This window comes from Ruegeria halocynthiae, from assembly GCF_900106805.1.
In the GTDB taxonomy this organism is placed as follows: Bacteria; Pseudomonadota; Alphaproteobacteria; order Rhodobacterales; family Rhodobacteraceae; genus Ruegeria; species Ruegeria halocynthiae.
The window spans coordinates 163,141-181,754 of sequence record NZ_FNNP01000001.1 but is presented as its reverse complement, the minus strand read 5'-3'; the positions used below and the strand labels follow the sequence as shown (position 1 = coordinate 181,754).

The window sequence follows — 18,614 nt, the reverse complement described above, 5'->3', positions numbered from 1 at the left end:
TCATCCAGCGGGCTATGGCGGCGAATACCTTCGGAACAGCGTGATCGGCTAAACCTGCCTTTTCCATGCAGGTTTTCGTTTGTCGAAAAAGGCGCTGATTCCCTCTTGCGCCTCATCGGTTTCCCAGCGCGCGACAAGCTGTTGAATGGTGTGGTCGATCACAGCATCGTCAATGCGTGGCCCTAGCGATTGAACCAATTGCTTCGCGGAAGATACCGCTCCGGGTGCGCAGGACAGATAGGGATGCACCTCTGCTTCGACAGCATCTGCCAAGGCATCAGCGGGTATCACGCGCGCAAGCAGACCCAGCTCGACCGCCTCCGCTGCATCAAAGAGGCGCGCGGACATGAAGACCCGCCGCGACCGTGCTTCACCCATGCGAGCAACAACATAGGGGCCAATCGTGGCCGGGATCAGACCCAGGCGGGTTTCGGTCAGGCCCATCTTCAGGCTTTCCACCCCGATCGCCACATCGCAGACCGCTGCCATGCCGACCCCACCGCCAAAAGCATTGCCCTGCAGCGCACCAATCAGCGGTTTGGGCAAAGTGTTCAAGGCGTTCAACATCTCAGCCAGCTTGCGCGCCTCGACAAAGCGCGTCTCTGGGTCAGCAGCCATCTGCGCCTGCATCCATCCCAGATCACCACCGGCGCAGAAGCTTTTTCCTGACGCGGCCAGAACGACCACCCGCACTGCATCATCGGCGGCCAGTTGCCCTGCGGCCTGCGTCAACTCGGCAATCATCTGTGCCGACAGTGCGTTGTGCTTTTCCGGACGTTCCAGCGTCAGTGTGGTAACGCCGCGATCGTCGGTCTTCAAAGATATCGTCTCGAACATTTGCTATTCCGCTCGCATGGCCCGCGCCATGTCTGCAGCCTGTTCCAGCACAGACGCGTCCAACCCGGTTTCATATCCCAGCCGTTCCAGATGCTCGGCCACCGCTTCGGTTGCGACATTGCCCGCTGCACCGGGCGCATAAGGGCACCCCCCCAAGCCGCCCACGGCGGCATCAAACACCCGTACGCCCAGCGCCAGCGAGGCATCGATATTATCGATCGCCCGCCCGTTGGTGTCATGGAAGTGGCCCGCGAGGCGGGAAACCGGCACCCGTTCACGCACCGCCAATAGCATATGCGCGATCTTGTCCGGGGTACCTTGCCCGATGGTGTCGCCCAGCGAGATCTCATAGCAGCCATGAGCAAACAGAGCGTCCGCCACCTCGGCCACCTTTTCGGGCGGGGTCGGACCGTCATAAGGGCAATCGGTCACGCAAGAGACATATCCCCGAACCGGCAGATCGATATGCCGCGCGGCCTCAAGGATCGGGACGAACCGCTCGATGGATTCGGCAATCGTTACGTTGATATTCGCTTTCGAGAATCCCTCGGACGCCGATGCAAACACCGCGATCTCATCCGCCTTGGCTGCCAAGGCATCCTCATATCCGCGCATGTTCGGTGCAAGCGCCGCATAGCGCACGCCCTCAGCCCGCGTGATCCCAGCCAGAACCTCACCGCTGCCCGCCATCTGCGGCACCCATTTGGGAGAGACAAAGCTGGCGACTTCGATCCGATTAAACCCTGCGCGGTTCAGGCAATCAACTAGCGCAATTTTCTCGGCTACCGGAATCTCGCGCGGTTCGTTCTGCAGGCCATCCCGTGGTCCAACCTCGAAAATCTCGACCCGTTCTTTCATCAGCGCATTCCTTCCCGGCTTCTTATCGTTTCAATTTCGGTTGACCCGACTGTGCCACGCAATGCGCGACCCGAACAGATCAATCCTCTTGCAACCGGACCAGGGCCGCTCCGGCTTCGACCTGAGCGCCCGCGTCGGCCAACACTTCGGCCACCACCCCATCCCGCGCAGCCAGCAAAGAATGCTCCATCTTCATGGCTTCCAGAATGGCCAGACGATCCCCTTCCTTCACCGCCTGCCCTGCCGAGGTAAAGACGGCCTTGACCAAACCCGGCATCGGTGCCTCGATCACATTGGTGTCACCCGCTGCACTAGCATCGCGGTCCAGCGGGTCAACGACCTCAAACACTTGCCCATAGTCATCAAAAACGGTGACCTGAGACCCGGCCTGGACGACATTCGGCATGGCTGTCCCGTCGATGATCCAGCCAGCACCACGGCGCTGTGCGATAAGCTGTGCGCCTTCAACCTCCCAGATTTGTCGCTTTGGGCCTTCGACCTGAACGTCCAGATCAACAACATCTCCGTCCCGCAACAACTGTACCGCGCGGTGCAACGGCGCCCATAGCGTAAAGCCCATCTCTGGCCCCGCCTCATTTAGACAAAGTGCTGTCATTGCCGCAGCCACTGCTGACGCGTTACTTGCGCCAGCTTCCTGCACCAGATCATCAAGGTCCCGCCCGATCAATCCGGTATCTACGTCACCCGAGGCAAAACCACTGTGACGCGTCAGAGCCCCAAGAAATGCGAGATTGGTCACCGTTCCGGCAACCTCAGTTTGGTGCAAGGTGCGGTGCAGGCTTTCCAGAGCGACCGCACGCGTCGGGCCGTGCACCACGACCTTGGCGATCATGGGGTCGTACCACGGGCTGATTGTATCCCCTGCCCGCACACCGCTATCGGCGCGGCATTCTTTGGGGAACTTCAGATGCGTCAATGTACCGGTCGCAGGCAGAAAACCCTTGGGCACGTCCTCGGCATAAAGCCGCGCCTCAAACGCATGACCGTTGATCGACAGATCATCCTGCTGTCTCGGCAGGCTCTCACCTGCTGCGACGCGCAGTTGCCATTCGGCCAGATCGACACCGGTGATCGCCTCGGTCACCGGATGTTCAACCTGCAAACGTGTGTTCATCTCCATGAACCAGAACCGGTCAGCTCGCAGCCCGTCCGACGCATCGACGATGAACTCAACCGTTCCCGCACCCTTGTAGCCAATCGCCTCGGCTGCGCGCACGCCCGCCTGTCCCATCGCCTGGCGCATTTCAGCGGTCATGCCAGGGGCCGGGGCTTCTTCGATTACCTTCTGATGCCGCCGCTGGAGCGAGCAATCACGTTCAAACAGATGCACCGCATGGGTGCCGTCACCGAACACCTGCACCTCGATATGGCGAGGCTTGGAGACAAATTTCTCAACCAGAACGGCATCATTACCGAAGGCCGTCTTTGCCTCACCGCGGGCGCTGTCCAAAGCGGATTGGAAATCCTCGGGCTTTTCGACCAGCCGCATCCCCTTGCCGCCGCCACCGGCGACGGCTTTGATCAGAACGGGATAGCCGATGGTTTCTGCTGCCCCGGCCAGATGCTCGGGGTCCTGATTGTCACCGTGATAGCCGGGCACAACGGGGACGCCGGCCTGCTCCATCAGAACCTTGGCCGCGTCTTTGAGGCCCATCTTACGGATCGCGTCCGCAGACGGGCCGATGAAAGTCAGGCCTGCGGCCTCGACCGCATCGACAAAATCAGGGTTTTCGGAGAGAAACCCATAGCCGGGATGAATTGCCTGTGCGCCCGTATCCAGCGCCGCCTGAATGATCACGTCGCCCTTCAGATAGCTCTCGGCCGGGGCAGAACTACCAATATGCAAGGCCTCATCCGCCATCTGCACGTGTTTGGCCGAGGCGTCGGCATCGGAATACACCGCCACACAGAACACGCCCATCTTCTGGGCGGTTTCCATCACACGGCAAGCAATCTCACCGCGGTTGGCAATCAGGATTTTGTTGAACATCTATGTCCCCCCATCGAATATCAAACCGGCAGGCACTTCAGTGTTGAGGCTCCAAGACGATGCAGAACACTCGACGGCCCCATCCCGAAAGTAGAATAGGAAGTTTCGTTCAGAGCGAACGGTGGTATCCAGCGTTTCCCAAGGCGTTGTGTCTTTGCCTCCCAGGAAATCACCAACCACTTCATAAAACTCACCCCAATCAGGTGCCATCTTGCTGAACCGACACTGCCCAGCAAACCATCCATGGTCGTTGACACTGGTAAAGCGGTACCGCCAACAATGTTCGAACTTTATGAACAAACAACCGTGAGCCAAGCGTGATGGATTCACCCATTCATTCGGGCGGAAGCGTAGCCAAAGATCATCGCCCTCCGGCGCAGCAACAGGTATCGGCGCGTTTGGATCGGCGTTCCAATCTTCATTAAGTTTCGTGAACTGCGTTTCCATCAGACGATCACATCCTGAACACGCCAAAACGTGTCTCCTCGATCGGGGCGTTCAGCGCGGCGCTCAGCGACAGGGCCAAAACATCACGACTTTTGCGCGGGTCGATGATGCCGTCATCCCAGAGGCGGGCCGAGGCATAGAGCGGGTGCGATTGTTCCTCGAACATATCCAGCGTCGGACGTTTGAATTCGGTCTCTTCTTCAGCGGACCACGTGCCACCCTGCCGCTCAATCCCATCGCGTTTGACGGTGGCCAGAACGCCTGCAGCTTGTTCGCCGCCCATTACGGAAATACGAGAATTCGGCCATGACCACAGGAAACGTGGCTGATAGGCGCGTCCTGACATGCCGTAGTTTCCGGCTCCGAAGGAACCGCCCACCAACATGGTAATCTTGGGTACCGAGGTTGTGGCCACAGCCGTCACCATCTTGGCCCCGTGCCGCGCGATGCCCTCGTTTTCGTACTTCCGGCCAACCATAAATCCGGTGATGTTCTGCAGGAACACCAGCGGGGTTTTGCGCTGCGAACAAAGTTCAACGAAATGCGCGCCCTTCTGCGCAGCTTCAGAAAACAACACCCCATTGTTGGCAATAATCCCGACAGGGCAGCCTTTGACATGGGCAAAACCCGTCACCAGTGTCTCACCAAATCGGGGTTTGAACTCATCGAAGCGTGACCCGTCAACCACTCGCGCAATCACTTCGCGGATGTCATACGGAGTGCGCAAATCTGCTGGAACAACACCGAGTATCTCTTCAGGGTCGTAGGCTGGCTCTTCTGGTGCCTCAAACTGTAGGCCGGGCTTCAGCCCGGCACCGCCCAATGACCCAACCGCCCGCCGCGCCAAAGCCAGCGCATGGGCATCATCCTCGGCCAGATAGTCTGCCACGCCAGACAGCCGCGTATGCACATCGCCACCGCCCAGGTCTTCGGCGCTGACGACCTCACCCGTCGCTGCCTTGACCAATGGCGGTCCGGCCAGAAAGATTGTGCCCTGTTCCTTCACTATGATCGTCACGTCGGACATCGCAGGCACATAGGCCCCGCCCGCCGTACACGAGCCCATCACCACAGCGATCTGAGGGATGCCCTTCGCGCTCATCCGCGCTTGGTTGTAGAATATACGGCCAAAGTGATCGCGATCGGGGAAAACCTCATCCTGATTGGGCAGGTTCGCACCACCGCTGTCGACCAGATAGATGCAGGGCAGATGGTTTTCCTCGGCAATCTCCTGCGCGCGGAGGTGTTTTTTGACGGTCATCGGATAATAAGTGCCACCCTTCACGGTAGCATCATTACACACCACCATGACCTCGCGGCCCTGCACCCGGCCAATCCCCGCGATCACCCCGGCACAAGGCGCGGCGTCGCCATACATCCCATACGCCGCCGTCACGCCGATCTCCAAAAACGGAGACCCCGCGTCCAACAAGTTCGCAACTCGGCGGCGCGGAAGCATCTTGCCACGCGATTCATGCCGCGCTCGGGATTTCTCTCCACCGCCCATGCGGGCGGTTTCGGCGGCAGCAGAGATTTGTGCCAGCGCGTCAAGATGGGCCGCGCGGTTTGCCTTGAAACCCTCAGAGGCAGGCATGGCTTTGGAAGTTAGCTTACTCATGGTGTGCCCCATATCCGATCAGGTCTAACGCCCGTGTCGCGGTAACCCTCAGAAAGCAATCTGCGCCGTCCTCAAGATGGCCAGTTCCAGTCGTAAGATTCCCACGCGACAGGCATTCGGCATCCCGAAAATTGATCCAAGCCCTTTGGGCATCCGTCAGAGCCTCTGCCGCCACGGGCAACATATCGGGTTCGGACAAGTCGGCTTGCAAAGACTGGTAAGCAGAGTTCAACACCGCATCCCAGCCTTTCATTTCAGCATCATGGCATTGCGCCACGGTGATACTGTCATAAGCACCGCTTTCTTCGACGCAAGCGTCAGCGAAACGCCCGATACAACTGGCCCCTGCGTGCCAACTGCTGCCAGCTTGAGTAACACAATCCCAAAGCTCAGCTTCATCCACTGGCTTCGGTGCCCAGTCTGCCAACGCGTGTACTGGAAACATCAAACACGTAACGAACAACAAACTTCTCATGTCACCTCTCCTGCCGCCCGAGCCTTCAATTCCTTGCGGATTACTTTCCCCGTCACTGTCATCGGCAGTTCCTCCAGAAACGCCACCTCGCGCGGATAGGAATACTGCGCCAGACGATTCTTGACCCAATCCTGCAACTCAGCAGCCGAAGCCTCGGCCCCCGGCTTCAAAACCACATAGGCCTTCACAATCTCGGTCCTCAGCGGGTCAGGCTTGCCGACCACACCCACCGTCGCCACCGCCGGGTGGGTCAGCAGGCAATCCTCGATCTCGGCCGGGCCGATGCGATAGCCGGACGAGGTGATCACATCGTCGTCCCGACCGACAAAGCGCAAATAGTCGCCTTCCCACACGCCGCGATCTCCGGTGATCAGCCAGTCACCCAGAAACTTCTCAGCGGTGGCTTCAGGGCGGTTCCAATATTCCAGCATCATCGAGGCCGAGCCACGCCGTACGGCCACATCGCCCTCTTCTTTTGTCGGATTGCCGTCCTCGTCGATCACCGCCACCTCATGCCCCGGCACCGGTTTACCAATACATCCGGGGCGAACGCGAAAACTCTCGGAGCAAGAAGACACCACCATGTTGCATTCCGTCTGGCCATAAAACTCGTTGATTGTCAGGCCGAATGCTTGCTGCCCCCAGGCAAGCATTTCAGCCCCCAGTGGTTCCCCTCCCGAAGCGACCGAGCGCAGGCCCGGTATCGCCTGATCCATCGTCTTGAGCATCCGCAACGCGGTAGGCGGAAAGAACACGTTCCTCACCCCGCCACGTGTGATAACTTCGACGCAGGTTTCGGGCGTGAATTTGTCCAGCCGTGTCGCAACCACCGGAATACCTAAAGCCAGGCCGGGCATCAGCACATCGAACAGTCCGCCGATCCAGGCCCAATCGGCGGGCGTCCACAGGCAATCGCCCCGACGCAAATGGTTGTGGCTGATCGAAACGCCCGGCAAGTGACCACTCAGCACCCGATGCCCATGCAAAGCGCCCTTGGGGCTGCCCGTGGTGCCTGATGTGTAGATCAAAACCGCAGGGTCTTCGGGACCCGTATCCGCGAATGGCAGTGGCGCGCCCTTGTATCCGACCTCGCCAACCAACAGGGGTTGGGCCAGATTGCCAAGCAACGCGCTCCCCTCTGCATCCGTCAATACAATCCTGGCACCCGCATCCCTGACCCGGGACACCAAGGCGTCATGCTTGAACAGTTTGAACAATGGCACCGAAATCGCACCGATCTTCCAGATCGCCAGATGCGCCGCGGCACACCACGGCGACTGGCTGAGCAATACGCCCACGCGATCCCCCGGCTGCACGCGCCCCATCAAAGCACGGGCAATACCGTCGACCATGAGCCCGAGATCGCCAAAGGTCACCACGCGCAGATCACCCTGCGTCAGATCAACGACCGCAGTCCGCTCGGGCGGTTGAGAAAGGCACTGGCGCGCCATATTCAATCGATCCGGGATTGCCCAGCTTTGATCATGGCTCAGACCCGGTATGACCTCAGCGGGATGCACAGCGGATTCCCCTTATTTTATGAGCAGTTATTCCATGTCGCGCTGCAATTCCACCCAGCGGGATTTGATGCAGATCAGGGCTCGAAGATACCGGCGCATTCACAAAACTCACATTGACGCAACCAAAGGCATGAATATGACAAAGAAACTCGCCGCTTTGACCCTGTCTACCGCACTTGTCGCGCTGGCTGCTCCGGTGTTCGCTCAATCTCAGGGCGATTGGACGGTCGGTTTCGGTGTGGGATACCTGAACCCCAAATCCGACAACGGCACCCTGGCCGGGCTTGACGCCGACATTGACTCGGACACCCGCCCGATCTTCACTGCCGAATACTTCATTCAGGACAATCTGGGGATCGAATTGCTTGCTGCGACGCCGTTCAAGCACGACATCACCCTCGGAGGGAGCGTGGACGCGGGCAGCGTCAAGCATCTGCCGCCTACTCTGTCGCTGAACTATCACTTTCCCACCAACAGCGCCTGGAAACCCTATGTCGGCGCCGGTCTGAACTACACGATCTTCTTCGACGAAGACTCGCCGCTGGGCGATCTGAATGTCGATAATTCGTTTGGGGTCTCGTTGCAGGCGGGTCTGGACTACATGGTCACCGAAAAAGGCGCCGTGCGTCTGAACGTACGCTGGTTCGACATCGACTCGGACGTCACCCTGGATGGCAACGACATCGGCAAAGCCGAAATCGATCCTTTCCTCGTTGGGCTGTCCTACGTGCATCGCTTCTGATCCAAACTCTGAAGGTCCCGCAGCGCGGTAAGCTGCGGGGCTTTTACGTTCAGCGCATTTCGCTCATCATTTCACGGCCGATCAGCATCCGGCGGATCTCGCTGGTGCCTGCGCCGATTTCCATCAGCTTAGCATCGCGGAAGATCCGGCTGACTGGTGAATCCGACAGGAACCCCGCGCCGCCCAAGGCCTGAATGGCCTGATGCGCCTGCACCATTGCCTGTTCCGAGGCATAGAGGCAGCACGCCGCCGCATCCTGCCGGGTCACATCCCCACGATCACAAGCCTTGGCGACCTCATAGACATAGGCGCGTGCCGAGTTCATTGCGGTGTACATATCCGCGATCTTGCCCTGCATCAGTTGGAACGAGCCGATCGGTTTGCCGAACTGCTTGCGCTCGGCCAGATACGGCATAACCTCATCCAGACAGGCGGCCATAATGCCCGTCCCGATTCCGGCAAGAACCACGCGTTCATAATCCAGACCAGACATCAGAACGGCAACGCCCCTGCCCTCTTCGCCCAGAACATTTTCAAACGGCACTTCGACATCTTCAAATATCAGCTCAGCAGTGTTTGAGCCACGCATACCCAGTTTGTCAAAATGAGGCGAAGTTGAGAATCCGTTCATCTCTTTTTCGATCAGAAAGGCTGTGATTCCTTTTGATCCCGCGTCCGGATCGGTCTTGGCATACACCACCAAAGTATCCGCATCCGGCCCGTTGGTGATCCAGTATTTGTTGCCGTTCAGGCGATAGTGATCATTGCGCTTTTCGGCCCGCAGCTTCATCGACACCACATCTGACCCTGCCGAGGCCTCGGACATGGCAAGCGCGCCCACATGATCCCCTGAGATCAGACGCGGCAGATACTTCTGTTTCTGTTCTTCCGTTCCATTCAGCTTGATCTGGTTCACACACAAATTCGAATGCGCCCCATACGACAGCGAGACTGAGGCCGAAGCCCGCGCCACCTCTTCCACGGCGATGGTGTGCGCCAGATAAGACATCCCCGCGCCGCCATACTCTTCGGATACTGTGACCCCCAACAGGCCAAGCTCGCCCATCTCTTTCCACAGCTCGTTCGGGAAAGCATTGGAAGCATCGACCTCTGCCGCCATCGGCTTCACGCGTTCCTGCGCCCAACGGTGAACCATCTCGCGCAGGGCGTTCACGTCCTCGCCCAGATCGAATTGCATTGTGGCCGTGAACATGCGGGGCTCCTCCGACTACGTTAATGAACAAGTGTTCAATAATCAGATACCAGTGTTTCCACCTCCGGTCAACGACGCCGTACCGACCAACGTAAAACGCCGCCCAACAAGGGGCGGCGTTCTCAAAAAGTCAGAGTGTGCGCTAAAAGCGCACTCAATAGGATTACGACTGGTAGACCGATCCAACCTCGGCGCGGATAATGCGCGCGACCTGTCGGCAATCCTCAAGTGAAAAGGTCAACGGAACCCTCATATCCATGATGCCGGACAAAATCCTGTCACTTGCAGGCATCGGTTCGCTGTCCGCATAACGCCAGCTGTCATAGCGCGAGGTAAAGCCAGCCGGCTCGGCCCCGCCAAACCACTTCAACTCAACCCCACGCGCAGCGCAGCGGCTGATCACTTCAGTGATGCGCCCAGGTGTCCAGTCCAGCAACAAGAACTGTATGGATGAGCCGACATAGGTTTCGTCATCGGGCCGTTCGACGATCGTCAGCCCGGGCGTTTCACGCAGACCACGTTCAATTTCGTCATATCGCTCGTTCCAGCGCTGTACCTGCCGGCCCAGATCCCGCAATTGAGGGCGCAGGATCGCGGCACGCAGATTGTCCATCCGGCCCGAAACATTGGGCGTTGTGTATTTGATCCGCTCAAACACGTCCGGACCGGGCGCGGCCAGATGGCGTTCATAAAGCATGTAAGACCCAGAAAGCATGGTTGCCTTCGCCGCCAGTTCCGGGTCATCGGTGACCAGCAACCCGCCCTCGCCCGAGTTCACGTGCTTGTAGGTCTGGCACGAGTAACAACCGATGGCCCCTTGCCGTCCTGATAGCTGCCCGCGCCACGCGGCACCCATGGTATGTGCGCAATCTTCGATCACGATCACACCGGCAGCGTCGCACATCCGCATAAGCCTATCCATGTCACACAGATGCCCGCGCATGTGGCTGAGCATTAACACTCTTGCCTGATCCAGCTTTGCCTCAAGATCATTCAGATCAATGGTCAGAGTTTCCGTTACACCAACAAAGATCGGCTTCGCCCCTACCGAAGCAATCGCCCCCGGCACCGGGGCCAGCGTGAACGCGTTGGTCAGCACCGGATCGCCGGGTTGGACGCTTACAGCGCGCAACGCAGTCGCCAAAGCATAGCCACCTGATGACACCGCCAGACAGTATTTCGCACCCGTCTGGGCCGCAAATTCCTGCTCAAGCAAAGCCGTCTCGCTCAACTCGCCGGGCGTGACGTTATAACGATGCAGGCGCCCATGGCGCAGCACGGTCAGGGCGGCCTCGATTGCCTCTTCGGGGATGGGTTCCTGCTGGGTAAAATTACCCTTGAATGTCTCAGTCATGTGTCTGTTTTGGTGCTGTAAATGAGGCAGGTCAAGGGATCACACTGCCACTCCGATCAAATCGGATACCAGTTTCGGCAAATCATCAAAATGATGCAGCAGTGCCTCGGGCTCCAGTGCGGCCATATCATCGCCAGACGGGCCGAATGTCACCAGAACCGAAGGCACGCCTGCAGCCCGTGCCGTATTTCGGTCGGTATCCGAGTCACCTATCAGAACGCAGTGATCTGGGCTCCCCCCGGCACGGCGGGCTGCCTCTCGAAGGGGCTCGGGGTCGGGTTTGCGCACCGGCAATGTATCGGCCCCGACCAGCGATGCAAAACGATCCCGCGCGCCCAATCGGGTCAGCAACAGATCGGCAAGCCCCTCGGGTTTGTTGGTGCAAATACCCACGCCATAGCCTGCAGCCTTCAGTGCTTCGACGGCCTCAAGCGCTCCGGGGTAGAAATAGGTATGGGTATCGATCGCCTGTCCGTAGATATCGAGAAAGATCGGATAATAGGTTTCAACGACCTGCGCGTCATAAGCGCCAACCCGCTTCAAGCCATGTGCCAGCATCAGGCGCGCGCCGCGCACTGAAACTGCTGCATCGAGTTCGGGTGTCAGCACATCCCCATGACCCATCTGGCGAAAACAATGGTTTGCGGCGGCCAGCAAATCGCCCGACGTATCCGCCAATGTTCCATCCAGATCGAAGATAACCGTACGCATTCTCACCTCCTGAACCGGCGGGAATCCGCCATGTCGTGTTGCAAACGGCAATCTTCTTTGATGGCCGAACCGCTTGCGCCTTTGTCCACAGCGGATAAAACGGGCCGCGACAAAACAAAAGAGAAAACGATTTCATGAGCACCGCCCTTGTCATCCTTGCTGCCGGAAAAGGCACTCGGATGAACTCTGATATTCCCAAAGTCCTGCATCCCATTGCCCAGGCGCCGATGCTGGTCCACGCCATGCGCGCCGGCTCTGTCCTGTCGCCCGAACACACCGTGATTGTCACCGGCCACGGGTCTGAGGCCGTTGCCAGTGTGGCCGAAGCCGAAGACGAAAAAGCCAGCATCGCGGTGCAGGAAGAACAGCTGGGCACCGCCCACGCCGTCGCGCAAGCGCGTTCCGCGCTGGACGGGTTCGAAGGGGACGTGGTTGTGCTTTATGGCGACACGCCATTTCTTCAGTCCGATACGCTGGAGCGGATGATTGCCGCACGGGCTGAAAACGATCTTGTCATACTGGGTTTCGAGGCTGCAGACCCCGCGCGATATGGTCGCCTGATCATGGCTGGCAACACGCTTGAGAGGATTGTCGAATACAAGGAAGCTTCAGATGAGGAACGCTCCATAACCTTTTGTAATTCCGGTCTTTTGACTTGCAACTCCCAAACCCTGTTCGCCTTGATCGAGGCGGTTGGGAATGACAATGCATCGGGTGAATACTACTTGACTGATGTAGTTGAGATCGCCCGCAACCAGGGCCTGCGTGTGACCGCTGTCGCCTGCGACGAGGCGCAAACGCTGGGCGTGAACTCTCGTGCGGATCTGGCTGCGGCTGACGCGGTATTCCAGTCACGTGCACGGATCGCATTGCTGGAACAGGGGGTTACGCTGATGGCACCTGACACGGTGTATCTGGCGGCGGATACAGTTATTGGACGCGACAGCGTGATCGAGCCCAATGTTGTGTTCGGCCCCGGTGTAACCGTTGAAAGTGGCGCCACGATTCGCGCGTTTTCGCACCTTGAGGGCTGCCATGTCAGCCGTGGCGCAACGGTTGGCCCCTACGCCCGTCTGCGCCCGGGCGCAGAGCTATCCGAAAACGCCCGCGTCGGCAATTTTGTCGAGATCAAGAACGCGGAAATCGCCGAGGGCGCTAAGGTGAATCACCTCAGCTATATCGGCGATGCTTCGGTTGGAGCGGGCTCAAATATCGGTGCCGGTACCATAACTTGCAACTATGATGGTGTGATGAAACACAGGACCACCATTGGGGAAAACGTGTTTGTCGGTTCGAATACGATGCTGGTGGCGCCGGTTACGCTGGGCGACGGCGCGATGACGGCGACCGGCACCGTGGTGACACGCGATGTCGAATCCGAAGCGCTGGCCGTTGCTCGTGCCAAGCAGGAAAACAAGCCCGGCTATGCGCGAAAATTATTTGATATGTTGAAGGCGAAGAAGGCCCGCCGCAACAAAGGAAGCTGAATTATGTGTGGAATTGTAGGTGTTCTGGGCAGTCACGAAGCCGCCCCCATTCTGGTTGAGGCGCTGAAACGACTGGAGTATCGCGGCTATGACAGCGCCGGGATCGCAACGGTGAATGACGGTGCTCTGGCGCGGCGACGGGCCGTAGGCAAGCTGGTCAATCTCAGCGACCTTCTGGTGCACGATCCTCTGCGTGGCAAATCCGGCATTGGCCATACCCGCTGGGCTACCCATGGTGCGCCCTCGGTCAAGAATGCGCATCCGCACAAGGCCGGCCCCGTCGCCGTGGTGCACAACGGCATCGTCGAAAACTATCGTGAACTGCGTGCAGAACTGGCCGATCATGGTGTCGGATTCGTCACGGACACCGATACCGAAACAGTTGCCCTGCTGACCGAGCAGTACATGAACGAAGGTCTGTCACCGGTTGAAGCGGCTTTCAAAACCATTGATCAGTTGCAAGGTGCATTCGCACTCGCCTTCCTGTTCGACGGGCAGGACGACCTGATCGTCGCGGCGCGCAAGGGCTCGCCACTCGCAATAGGTCACGGCGACGGCGAGATGTATGTCGGTTCGGACGCGATTGCACTGGCCCCGCTGACCGACCGCATCACCTATCTTGAAGAAGGTGATCGCGCAGTACTGACCCGCACCACACTTGAAATCCGCACCGAGGCCGGTGAGCTTGCCAACCGTGAAATCCGGCAGATTCAACTGGACCGGACCCGCGTCGACAAAGGCAACCACAAGCATTACATGGCCAAGGAAATCGCCGAGCAACCCATCGTGGTTGCCGAGGCGATCCGATCCTATCTTCCAACTGGCGGTGATCAGGTGGTGTTGCCTGGTGACGATCTGGATTTCGCAAAGCTGGATCGATTGACCATGGTCGCCTGCGGCACTGCGTTTTACGCCTGCCTGACGGCCAAATACTGGTTCGAACAGCTTGCCAAGATGCCGGTTGAGGTCGATATCGCCAGCGAGTTCCGCTACCGCGAACCCCCGATCTCGGACCGCACGCTGGCGCTGTTTGTCAGCCAGTCAGGCGAAACCGCTGACACGCTGGCAGCCTTGCGCTATTGCGAAGGCAAGGCGGACAAGATCGTCTCGGTCGTCAATGTACCGGAAAGCTCGATTGCGCGCGAAAGCGATCTGGCGCTGCCAATCCATGCGGGCGTTGAGATCGGCGTTGCGTCGACCAAGGCGTTCACCTGCCAACTTAGCGTTCTGCTGATGCTGGCGCTCAAGGCCGCCGCAGATCGCGGCACGCTGACTGATGAAGAACTGGCCGATCACGCGGCCGCTTTGCGCGGGTTGCCGACAGTTCTGAACGCTGCGCTGGATCAGAATGAGTCTATTCGCCAGTCCGCCCAGCGCCTGTCCGAGGCCCGCGACGTGCTGTTCCTGGGGCGTGGGTTGATGTACCCGCTGGCCATGGAAGGTGCGCTGAAGCTAAAGGAAATCAGCTATATCCACGCCGAAGGATATGCGTCGGGCGAGCTGAAACACGGCCCCATCGCCCTGATCGACAAGCATATGCCGGTTGTCGTGATGGCGCCGCGCGATGCGGTGTTCGACAAGACGGTCTCGAACATGCAGGAAGTGATGGCGCGCAAGGGCAAGGTCATCCTTGTCTCGGATGACGATGGAATCGCCGATGCCGAGGATGGTGTTTGGAGCACGATCCGGATGCCACATGTACATACCAGCCTCGCGCCGATCCTTTACTCGGTGCCTGCGCAATTGCTGGCGTATCACACGGCTGTCGCCAAAGGCACAGATGTCGACCAGCCGCGCAATCTGGCCAAATCCGTAACGGTCGAGTGACCGCCGATGCAGGCCTATCTGGATCAAATCAAGGCTCATGCCGATCCCGAACGCGCAGAACAGGTGGCGGCGTATCACAAGGCAGACCGCCCCTATCTGGGTGTTCCCAACCCGATTCTGAACGATCTGACCAAGGCCTGGCGGCGCGAGCTTGAGGTCGCTGACCGTGTGGCCGTTGCGGATGAGTTATGGCAGACCAATATCCACGAGGCCCGCGTCGCAGCAGCGAAGTTGCTGACACAAGCGCGTATCCGGCCAGATGACGCCGTGTGGGATCTGTTGCAAAGCTGGCTGCCCGATTTCGACGCCTGGGCGATCGCCGATCATGCCTGTATGGCGATGCAAAAACGCCTGACTGCCGATCCTTCACGGCTGGATCAGGTCGAACGCTGGACCGTATCACAGCATATGTGGACCAAACGCGCTGCTCTGGTGGCCACTTTGCCGTGGACCAAACAAAATCATCCAAAACCAGAAGATTTGATGCACCGTGACCGCATTCTCGGATGGGCCGCAGGCTACGTCCCTGATCGGCAATGGTTCATCCAGAAGGCCATCGCATGGTGGCTGCGCGACCTATCAAAGCACGATCCGGAACGCGTGGTGGCGTTTCTTTCGGCTCATGGCGCCGCATTGAAACCCTTCGCCCGAAAAGAAGCCGGAAAATACCTGCGCTCAGTCTGAGTAAACTTCCAATTCGACCAGCTCGTCATACGGCACCAGTAGCGCGCGCATCGCCTCAATCGACAAGCGGCTGCCGCCCCCTTCTGGCCCCGGCGCAGGAACAAGTGCTACATAGGCCTGCGCACCGGTGCGCGGCACCACCACCCGACCATTGATTTCAGTTTCGACCAGCGGTGTCTGCAGCCAACGCCCCGGCGTATTGGGGTCGCCCAACCCGGCAATTGTCGTTTTGGCACCGGCCCATCCGTCAGCGGCGGCGGGTTCGGGGTCTTTGTCAGGGGCTTTGGCCGCAACAGGTACGGCCTCAGGCTCGGCGGATGTACCCCCGAACACACGGTCCGTCGTGGACCGAACAGCATCGCATCCAGCGACCAGAGCAAAGGCCAAAATCAACACGTATTTCATACCACAAACCCTAGTGCCCTGCGCCTTTCTGTACCAGCCCAAAACGCAGTTGGCTCTTGCCGTGAACCGGCCTCCGCTTTACCTATGAGCCATGACAGCTCCGCTTATCGACCCGTTTGCCCGCGCCATCACCTATCTCCGCGTCTCCGTAACGGATCGCTGCGATTTCCGCTGCGTGTATTGCATGTCCGAAAACATGACCTTTCTGCCAAAGAAAGACCTGCTGACACTGGAAGAGCTAGACCGCATGTGCACAACTTTCGTGAACATGGGTGTTGAGAAACTGCGCATCACTGGCGGGGAACCTCTGGTTCGTCGCAATATCATGAGCTTTTTCAACAGCATGACCCGACATCTGAACAGTGGCGCGCTGAAAGAGCTGACGCTGACCACCAACGGATCTCAGCTGCATCGCTTCGCGGATGATCTCTATGCGGCTGGCGTACGCCGCGTGAATATCTCGCTGGATACTCTGGACGACGAAAAATTCGCCAAAGTCACACGTTGGGGCCGCCTGAAACAGGTACTGAACGGCATTGACGCGGCGCAGAAAGCCGGTCTGCGGATCAAGATCAACGCGGTTGCTCTAAAAGGATTCAACGAACCTGAACTGCCAAAGATCACAGAATGGTGCGCCGAGCGTGATATGGACCTGACCTGGATCGAGGTCATGCCCATGGGCGATATCGGCAACGAGGACCGGCTTGATCAGTATTGGTCACTCAAGGACGTGCGGGCGGAATACGAGAACCACTACAGCGTCACCGATCTGGCCGAGCGCACCGGCGGCCCGGCCCGTTACGTACGGCTCGAGGAAACCAGCCAGAAAGTCGGCTTTATCACACCCCTGTCACACAATTTCTGCGAAAGCTGCAATCGCGTGCGTCTGACCTGCACCGGTGAGCTTTACATGTGCCTGGGTCAGGAAGACATGGCCGACTTACGCGGAGCACTTCGTGATCACCCTGACACGGAACAGCCGCTTGAGAACGCGATCCGCACCGCGATCACCCTCAAGCCCAAAGGTCACGATTTCGATTATTCCCGGCAGGCCGTCGACGGCCGGATGAGCCGCCACATGAGCCATACGGGCGGCTGAAATGCCCGTCTCACACGCGCAGCCGACGCTGCTGTACAAACTGTACTGCGGTCTCACCACAATTGCAGGGCCGCTGGTCTGGCATGAAGTGCGCAGCAAGCTGCAAAGCGCAGGTGTGCCCGAAAATCGTCAGCAAGAACGGCTGGGCTATGCCAGTTTGCCGCGCCCCACAGGGCAACTGATCTGGTTTCACGCAGCCAGCGTGGGCGAAAGCCTCTCGGTCCTTAGCCTGATCAGCCGTTTGGGTGAACGCTTGCCGGATACAGAGTTCCTGATCACCTCTGGCACTCCAACTTCGGCGGCACTGATCGCCAAGCGCCTGCCCCAACGTACCCGCCATCAGTACCCACCATTAGATAGCGCGGCTCCGGTACGTCGATTTCTGGATCACTGGAATCCTGATGCCGGGATATTTGTCGAAAGCGAAATCTGGCCGCGCCTTATCGTGGAAACCGCCAAACGCGGTACGCCACTTGCGCTTCTGAATGCGCGCCTATCTGATAAATCGGTCGCCGGTTGGAAAAAACGTCCTGACACCGCACGCTTCGTTCTGGACCATTTCAAGCTGTTTCTGACCCAAAACCAAAAAACCGCACATAATCTGATCGCAATGGGCGCAGATGCTGGGCGGGTCGAACCCGGCACCAATCTCAAGGCAATGTCCGATCCGCTGCCGGTTGATCAATTAACTTTAGCCAAAACTCAATTACAGATAGCCGGTCGACCGGTCTGGGTGGCCAGTTCAACCCATGTCGGAGAAGAAGAAACCGTTCTGTCTGCCCACAAGGCGTTGCTGCACCTTTGGCCTGATCTGCTGCTGCTCCTGATCCCGCGCCACCCTGAACGCGGAAGCGAGGTTGTAAAACTGGTCAGTGACGCAGGCTTGTCTTGCGCGCAGCGCAGCGCAAATCAGCCGATAGCGCCAGCCACACAGGTCTATGTCGCTGACACATTGGGGGAAACCGGAACCTGGTACGCCTTGTGCCCTATCGTTTTTCTGGGTGGATCCCTGAGGGAAATCGGCGGTCACAACCCCTTTGAGCCCGCGCAGGCCGGGGCGGCGGTAATCACCGGGTCGGGATATTTCAACTTCGCCGAAACCTTCGCGCCGCTGATCGAAACCGGAGGCGCTGTCTTGATCAACTCGGCTAACGATCTCTCTGATACAGTCGCACTGTGGTTGTCGAAAGAGGCGGAACTGACCGCCGCGCGAACCGCTGCCCGCGCCTGTGTGAATACGCAGAAATCCGCGTTGCACACGGTGATCGACACGCTATGCACCCGCCTGTCACTCGGCTGAAATAGCGCACCGATCCCCCTTCATCT

The 18,614-nt window shown here is 58.8% G+C and carries 17 protein-coding genes; 6 read left to right on the top strand and 11 right to left on the bottom strand.

Annotated features, from left to right (window positions below; translation table 11 throughout):
- Window positions 1-48: 48 nt before the first annotated feature.
- From BLU89_RS00930 to BLU89_RS00900, 7 genes are all read right to left on the bottom strand, one after another.
- Entirely contained in the window at window positions 49-837 is a 789-nt protein-coding gene (locus BLU89_RS00930) for a crotonase/enoyl-CoA hydratase family protein (protein WP_074733704.1), read from the bottom strand.
- 3 nt (window positions 838-840) lie between these two features.
- On the bottom strand, window positions 841-1,695 hold the full coding sequence (locus BLU89_RS00925; RefSeq protein ID WP_074733703.1) for a hydroxymethylglutaryl-CoA lyase: 855 nt from the start codon (window positions 1,693-1,695) through the stop codon (window positions 841-843).
- A gap of 79 nt (window positions 1,696-1,774) precedes the next feature.
- A complete protein-coding gene (locus tag BLU89_RS00920; protein WP_074733701.1) occupies window positions 1,775-3,706 on the bottom strand; it encodes an acetyl-CoA carboxylase biotin carboxylase subunit in 1,932 nt (643 codons plus the stop codon).
- Window positions 3,707-4,153 (bottom strand): hypothetical protein, encoded by a 447-nt coding sequence (locus tag BLU89_RS00915; protein ID WP_074733700.1) that lies wholly within the window; start codon window positions 4,151-4,153, stop codon window positions 3,707-3,709.
- A gap of 7 nt (window positions 4,154-4,160) precedes the next feature.
- Window positions 4,161-5,771, bottom strand: a complete 1,611-nt coding sequence (locus tag BLU89_RS00910) for a carboxyl transferase domain-containing protein (RefSeq protein WP_074736264.1) — start codon at window positions 5,769-5,771, stop codon at window positions 4,161-4,163.
- On the bottom strand, window positions 5,764-6,246 hold the full coding sequence (locus BLU89_RS00905) for a lysozyme inhibitor LprI family protein (RefSeq protein ID WP_074733698.1): 483 nt from the start codon (window positions 6,244-6,246) through the stop codon (window positions 5,764-5,766). Before BLU89_RS00905 ends, BLU89_RS00910 begins: the two co-directional genes overlap by 8 nt.
- Complete coding sequence (locus BLU89_RS00900; RefSeq protein ID WP_074733696.1) at window positions 6,243-7,766, bottom strand: AMP-binding protein; 1,524 nt, start codon at window positions 7,764-7,766, stop codon at window positions 6,243-6,245. The genes BLU89_RS00905 and BLU89_RS00900 overlap by 4 nt, the downstream gene beginning before the upstream one ends.
- A 136-nt stretch (window positions 7,767-7,902) precedes the next feature.
- On the opposite strand from BLU89_RS00900, the gene BLU89_RS00895 reads away from it, so the two are divergent.
- Window positions 7,903-8,508 (top strand): OmpW/AlkL family protein, encoded by a 606-nt coding sequence (locus tag BLU89_RS00895; protein WP_074736262.1) that lies wholly within the window; start codon window positions 7,903-7,905, stop codon window positions 8,506-8,508.
- A gap of 49 nt (window positions 8,509-8,557) precedes the next feature.
- Here the strand turns inward: BLU89_RS00895 and BLU89_RS00890 are convergent, their stop codons facing one another.
- The 3 genes from BLU89_RS00890 to BLU89_RS00880 all read right to left on the bottom strand — a co-directional run bounded on the left by BLU89_RS00890 (window position 8,558) and on the right by BLU89_RS00880 (window position 11,786).
- Window positions 8,558-9,721, bottom strand: coding sequence for an isovaleryl-CoA dehydrogenase (locus BLU89_RS00890; RefSeq protein ID WP_074733695.1), 1,164 nt, complete (start codon window positions 9,719-9,721; stop codon window positions 8,558-8,560).
- A gap of 163 nt (window positions 9,722-9,884) precedes the next feature.
- Window positions 9,885-11,075: a DegT/DnrJ/EryC1/StrS family aminotransferase gene (locus BLU89_RS00885; RefSeq protein ID WP_074733694.1), complete on the bottom strand. Its 1,191-nt coding sequence runs from the start codon at window positions 11,073-11,075 to the stop codon at window positions 9,885-9,887.
- A 39-nt stretch (window positions 11,076-11,114) separates the two neighbouring features.
- Window positions 11,115-11,786, bottom strand: coding sequence for an HAD-IA family hydrolase (locus tag BLU89_RS00880; protein WP_074733693.1), 672 nt, complete (start codon window positions 11,784-11,786; stop codon window positions 11,115-11,117).
- Window positions 11,787-11,920: 134 nt separating this feature from the next.
- On the opposite strand from BLU89_RS00880, the gene glmU reads away from it, so the two are divergent.
- The 3 genes from glmU to BLU89_RS00865 are packed head-to-tail and all read left to right on the top strand — an operon-like array spanning window position 11,921 to window position 15,784.
- Window positions 11,921-13,273: a bifunctional UDP-N-acetylglucosamine diphosphorylase/glucosamine-1-phosphate N-acetyltransferase GlmU gene (gene glmU, locus BLU89_RS00875; RefSeq protein ID WP_074733692.1), complete on the top strand. Its 1,353-nt coding sequence runs from the start codon at window positions 11,921-11,923 to the stop codon at window positions 13,271-13,273.
- Window positions 13,274-13,276: 3 nt separating this feature from the next.
- Window positions 13,277-15,100 carry a glutamine--fructose-6-phosphate transaminase (isomerizing) gene (gene glmS / locus BLU89_RS00870; protein ID WP_074733691.1) on the top strand — a complete coding sequence of 608 codons (1,824 nt, stop codon included), beginning with the start codon at window positions 13,277-13,279 and terminating at the stop codon, window positions 15,098-15,100.
- A gap of 6 nt (window positions 15,101-15,106) precedes the next feature.
- A complete protein-coding gene (locus BLU89_RS00865) occupies window positions 15,107-15,784 on the top strand; it encodes a DNA alkylation repair protein (protein ID WP_074733690.1) in 678 nt (225 codons plus the stop codon).
- Here the strand turns inward: BLU89_RS00865 and BLU89_RS00860 are convergent.
- Window positions 15,776-16,189, bottom strand: coding sequence for a hypothetical protein (locus tag BLU89_RS00860; RefSeq protein WP_074733688.1), 414 nt, complete (start codon window positions 16,187-16,189; stop codon window positions 15,776-15,778). The two genes, BLU89_RS00865 and BLU89_RS00860, sit on opposite strands and share 9 nt — an antisense overlap.
- Before the next feature lie 91 nt (window positions 16,190-16,280).
- On the opposite strand from BLU89_RS00860, the gene moaA reads away from it, so the two are divergent.
- Both moaA and BLU89_RS00850 read left to right on the top strand, forming a co-directional pair.
- Window positions 16,281-17,288, top strand: a complete 1,008-nt coding sequence (gene moaA / locus BLU89_RS00855; RefSeq protein WP_074733687.1) for a GTP 3',8-cyclase MoaA — start codon at window positions 16,281-16,283, stop codon at window positions 17,286-17,288.
- 1 nt (window position 17,289) lies between these two features.
- Window positions 17,290-18,588 (top strand): 3-deoxy-D-manno-octulosonic acid transferase, encoded by a 1,299-nt coding sequence (locus BLU89_RS00850; protein ID WP_074733685.1) that lies wholly within the window; start codon window positions 17,290-17,292, stop codon window positions 18,586-18,588.
- The last annotated feature ends 26 nt before the right edge of the window (window positions 18,589-18,614 follow it).

Excerpts from the sequence above, each read along its gene's own strand:
- BLU89_RS00930 (WP_074733704.1), bottom strand. The coding sequence starts at position 837 with ATGTTCGAGACGATATCTTTGAAGACCGACGATCGCGGCGTTACCACA.
- BLU89_RS00925 (WP_074733703.1), bottom strand. The coding sequence starts at position 1,695 with ATGAAAGAACGGGTCGAGATTTTCGAGGTTGGACCACGGGATGGCCTG.
- BLU89_RS00920 (WP_074733701.1), bottom strand. The coding sequence starts at position 3,706 with ATGTTCAACAAAATCCTGATTGCCAACCGCGGTGAGATTGCTTGCCGT.
- BLU89_RS00915 (WP_074733700.1), bottom strand. The coding sequence starts at position 4,153 with ATGGAAACGCAGTTCACGAAACTTAATGAAGATTGGAACGCCGATCCA.
- BLU89_RS00910 (WP_074736264.1), bottom strand. The coding sequence starts at position 5,771 with ATGAGTAAGCTAACTTCCAAAGCCATGCCTGCCTCTGAGGGTTTCAAG.
- BLU89_RS00905 (WP_074733698.1), bottom strand. The coding sequence starts at position 6,246 with ATGAGAAGTTTGTTGTTCGTTACGTGTTTGATGTTTCCAGTACACGCG.
- BLU89_RS00895 (WP_074736262.1), top strand. The coding sequence starts at position 7,903 with ATGACAAAGAAACTCGCCGCTTTGACCCTGTCTACCGCACTTGTCGCG.
- BLU89_RS00890 (WP_074733695.1), bottom strand. The coding sequence starts at position 9,721 with ATGTTCACGGCCACAATGCAATTCGATCTGGGCGAGGACGTGAACGCC.
- BLU89_RS00885 (WP_074733694.1), bottom strand. The coding sequence starts at position 11,075 with ATGACTGAGACATTCAAGGGTAATTTTACCCAGCAGGAACCCATCCCC.
- BLU89_RS00880 (WP_074733693.1), bottom strand. The coding sequence starts at position 11,786 with ATGCGTACGGTTATCTTCGATCTGGATGGAACATTGGCGGATACGTCG.
- glmU (WP_074733692.1), top strand. The coding sequence starts at position 11,921 with ATGAGCACCGCCCTTGTCATCCTTGCTGCCGGAAAAGGCACTCGGATG.
- glmS (WP_074733691.1), top strand. The coding sequence starts at position 13,277 with ATGTGTGGAATTGTAGGTGTTCTGGGCAGTCACGAAGCCGCCCCCATT.
- BLU89_RS00865 (WP_074733690.1), top strand. The coding sequence starts at position 15,107 with ATGCAGGCCTATCTGGATCAAATCAAGGCTCATGCCGATCCCGAACGC.
- BLU89_RS00860 (WP_074733688.1), bottom strand. The coding sequence starts at position 16,189 with ATGAAATACGTGTTGATTTTGGCCTTTGCTCTGGTCGCTGGATGCGAT.
- moaA (WP_074733687.1), top strand. The coding sequence starts at position 16,281 with ATGACAGCTCCGCTTATCGACCCGTTTGCCCGCGCCATCACCTATCTC.
- BLU89_RS00850 (WP_074733685.1), top strand. The coding sequence starts at position 17,290 with ATGCCCGTCTCACACGCGCAGCCGACGCTGCTGTACAAACTGTACTGC.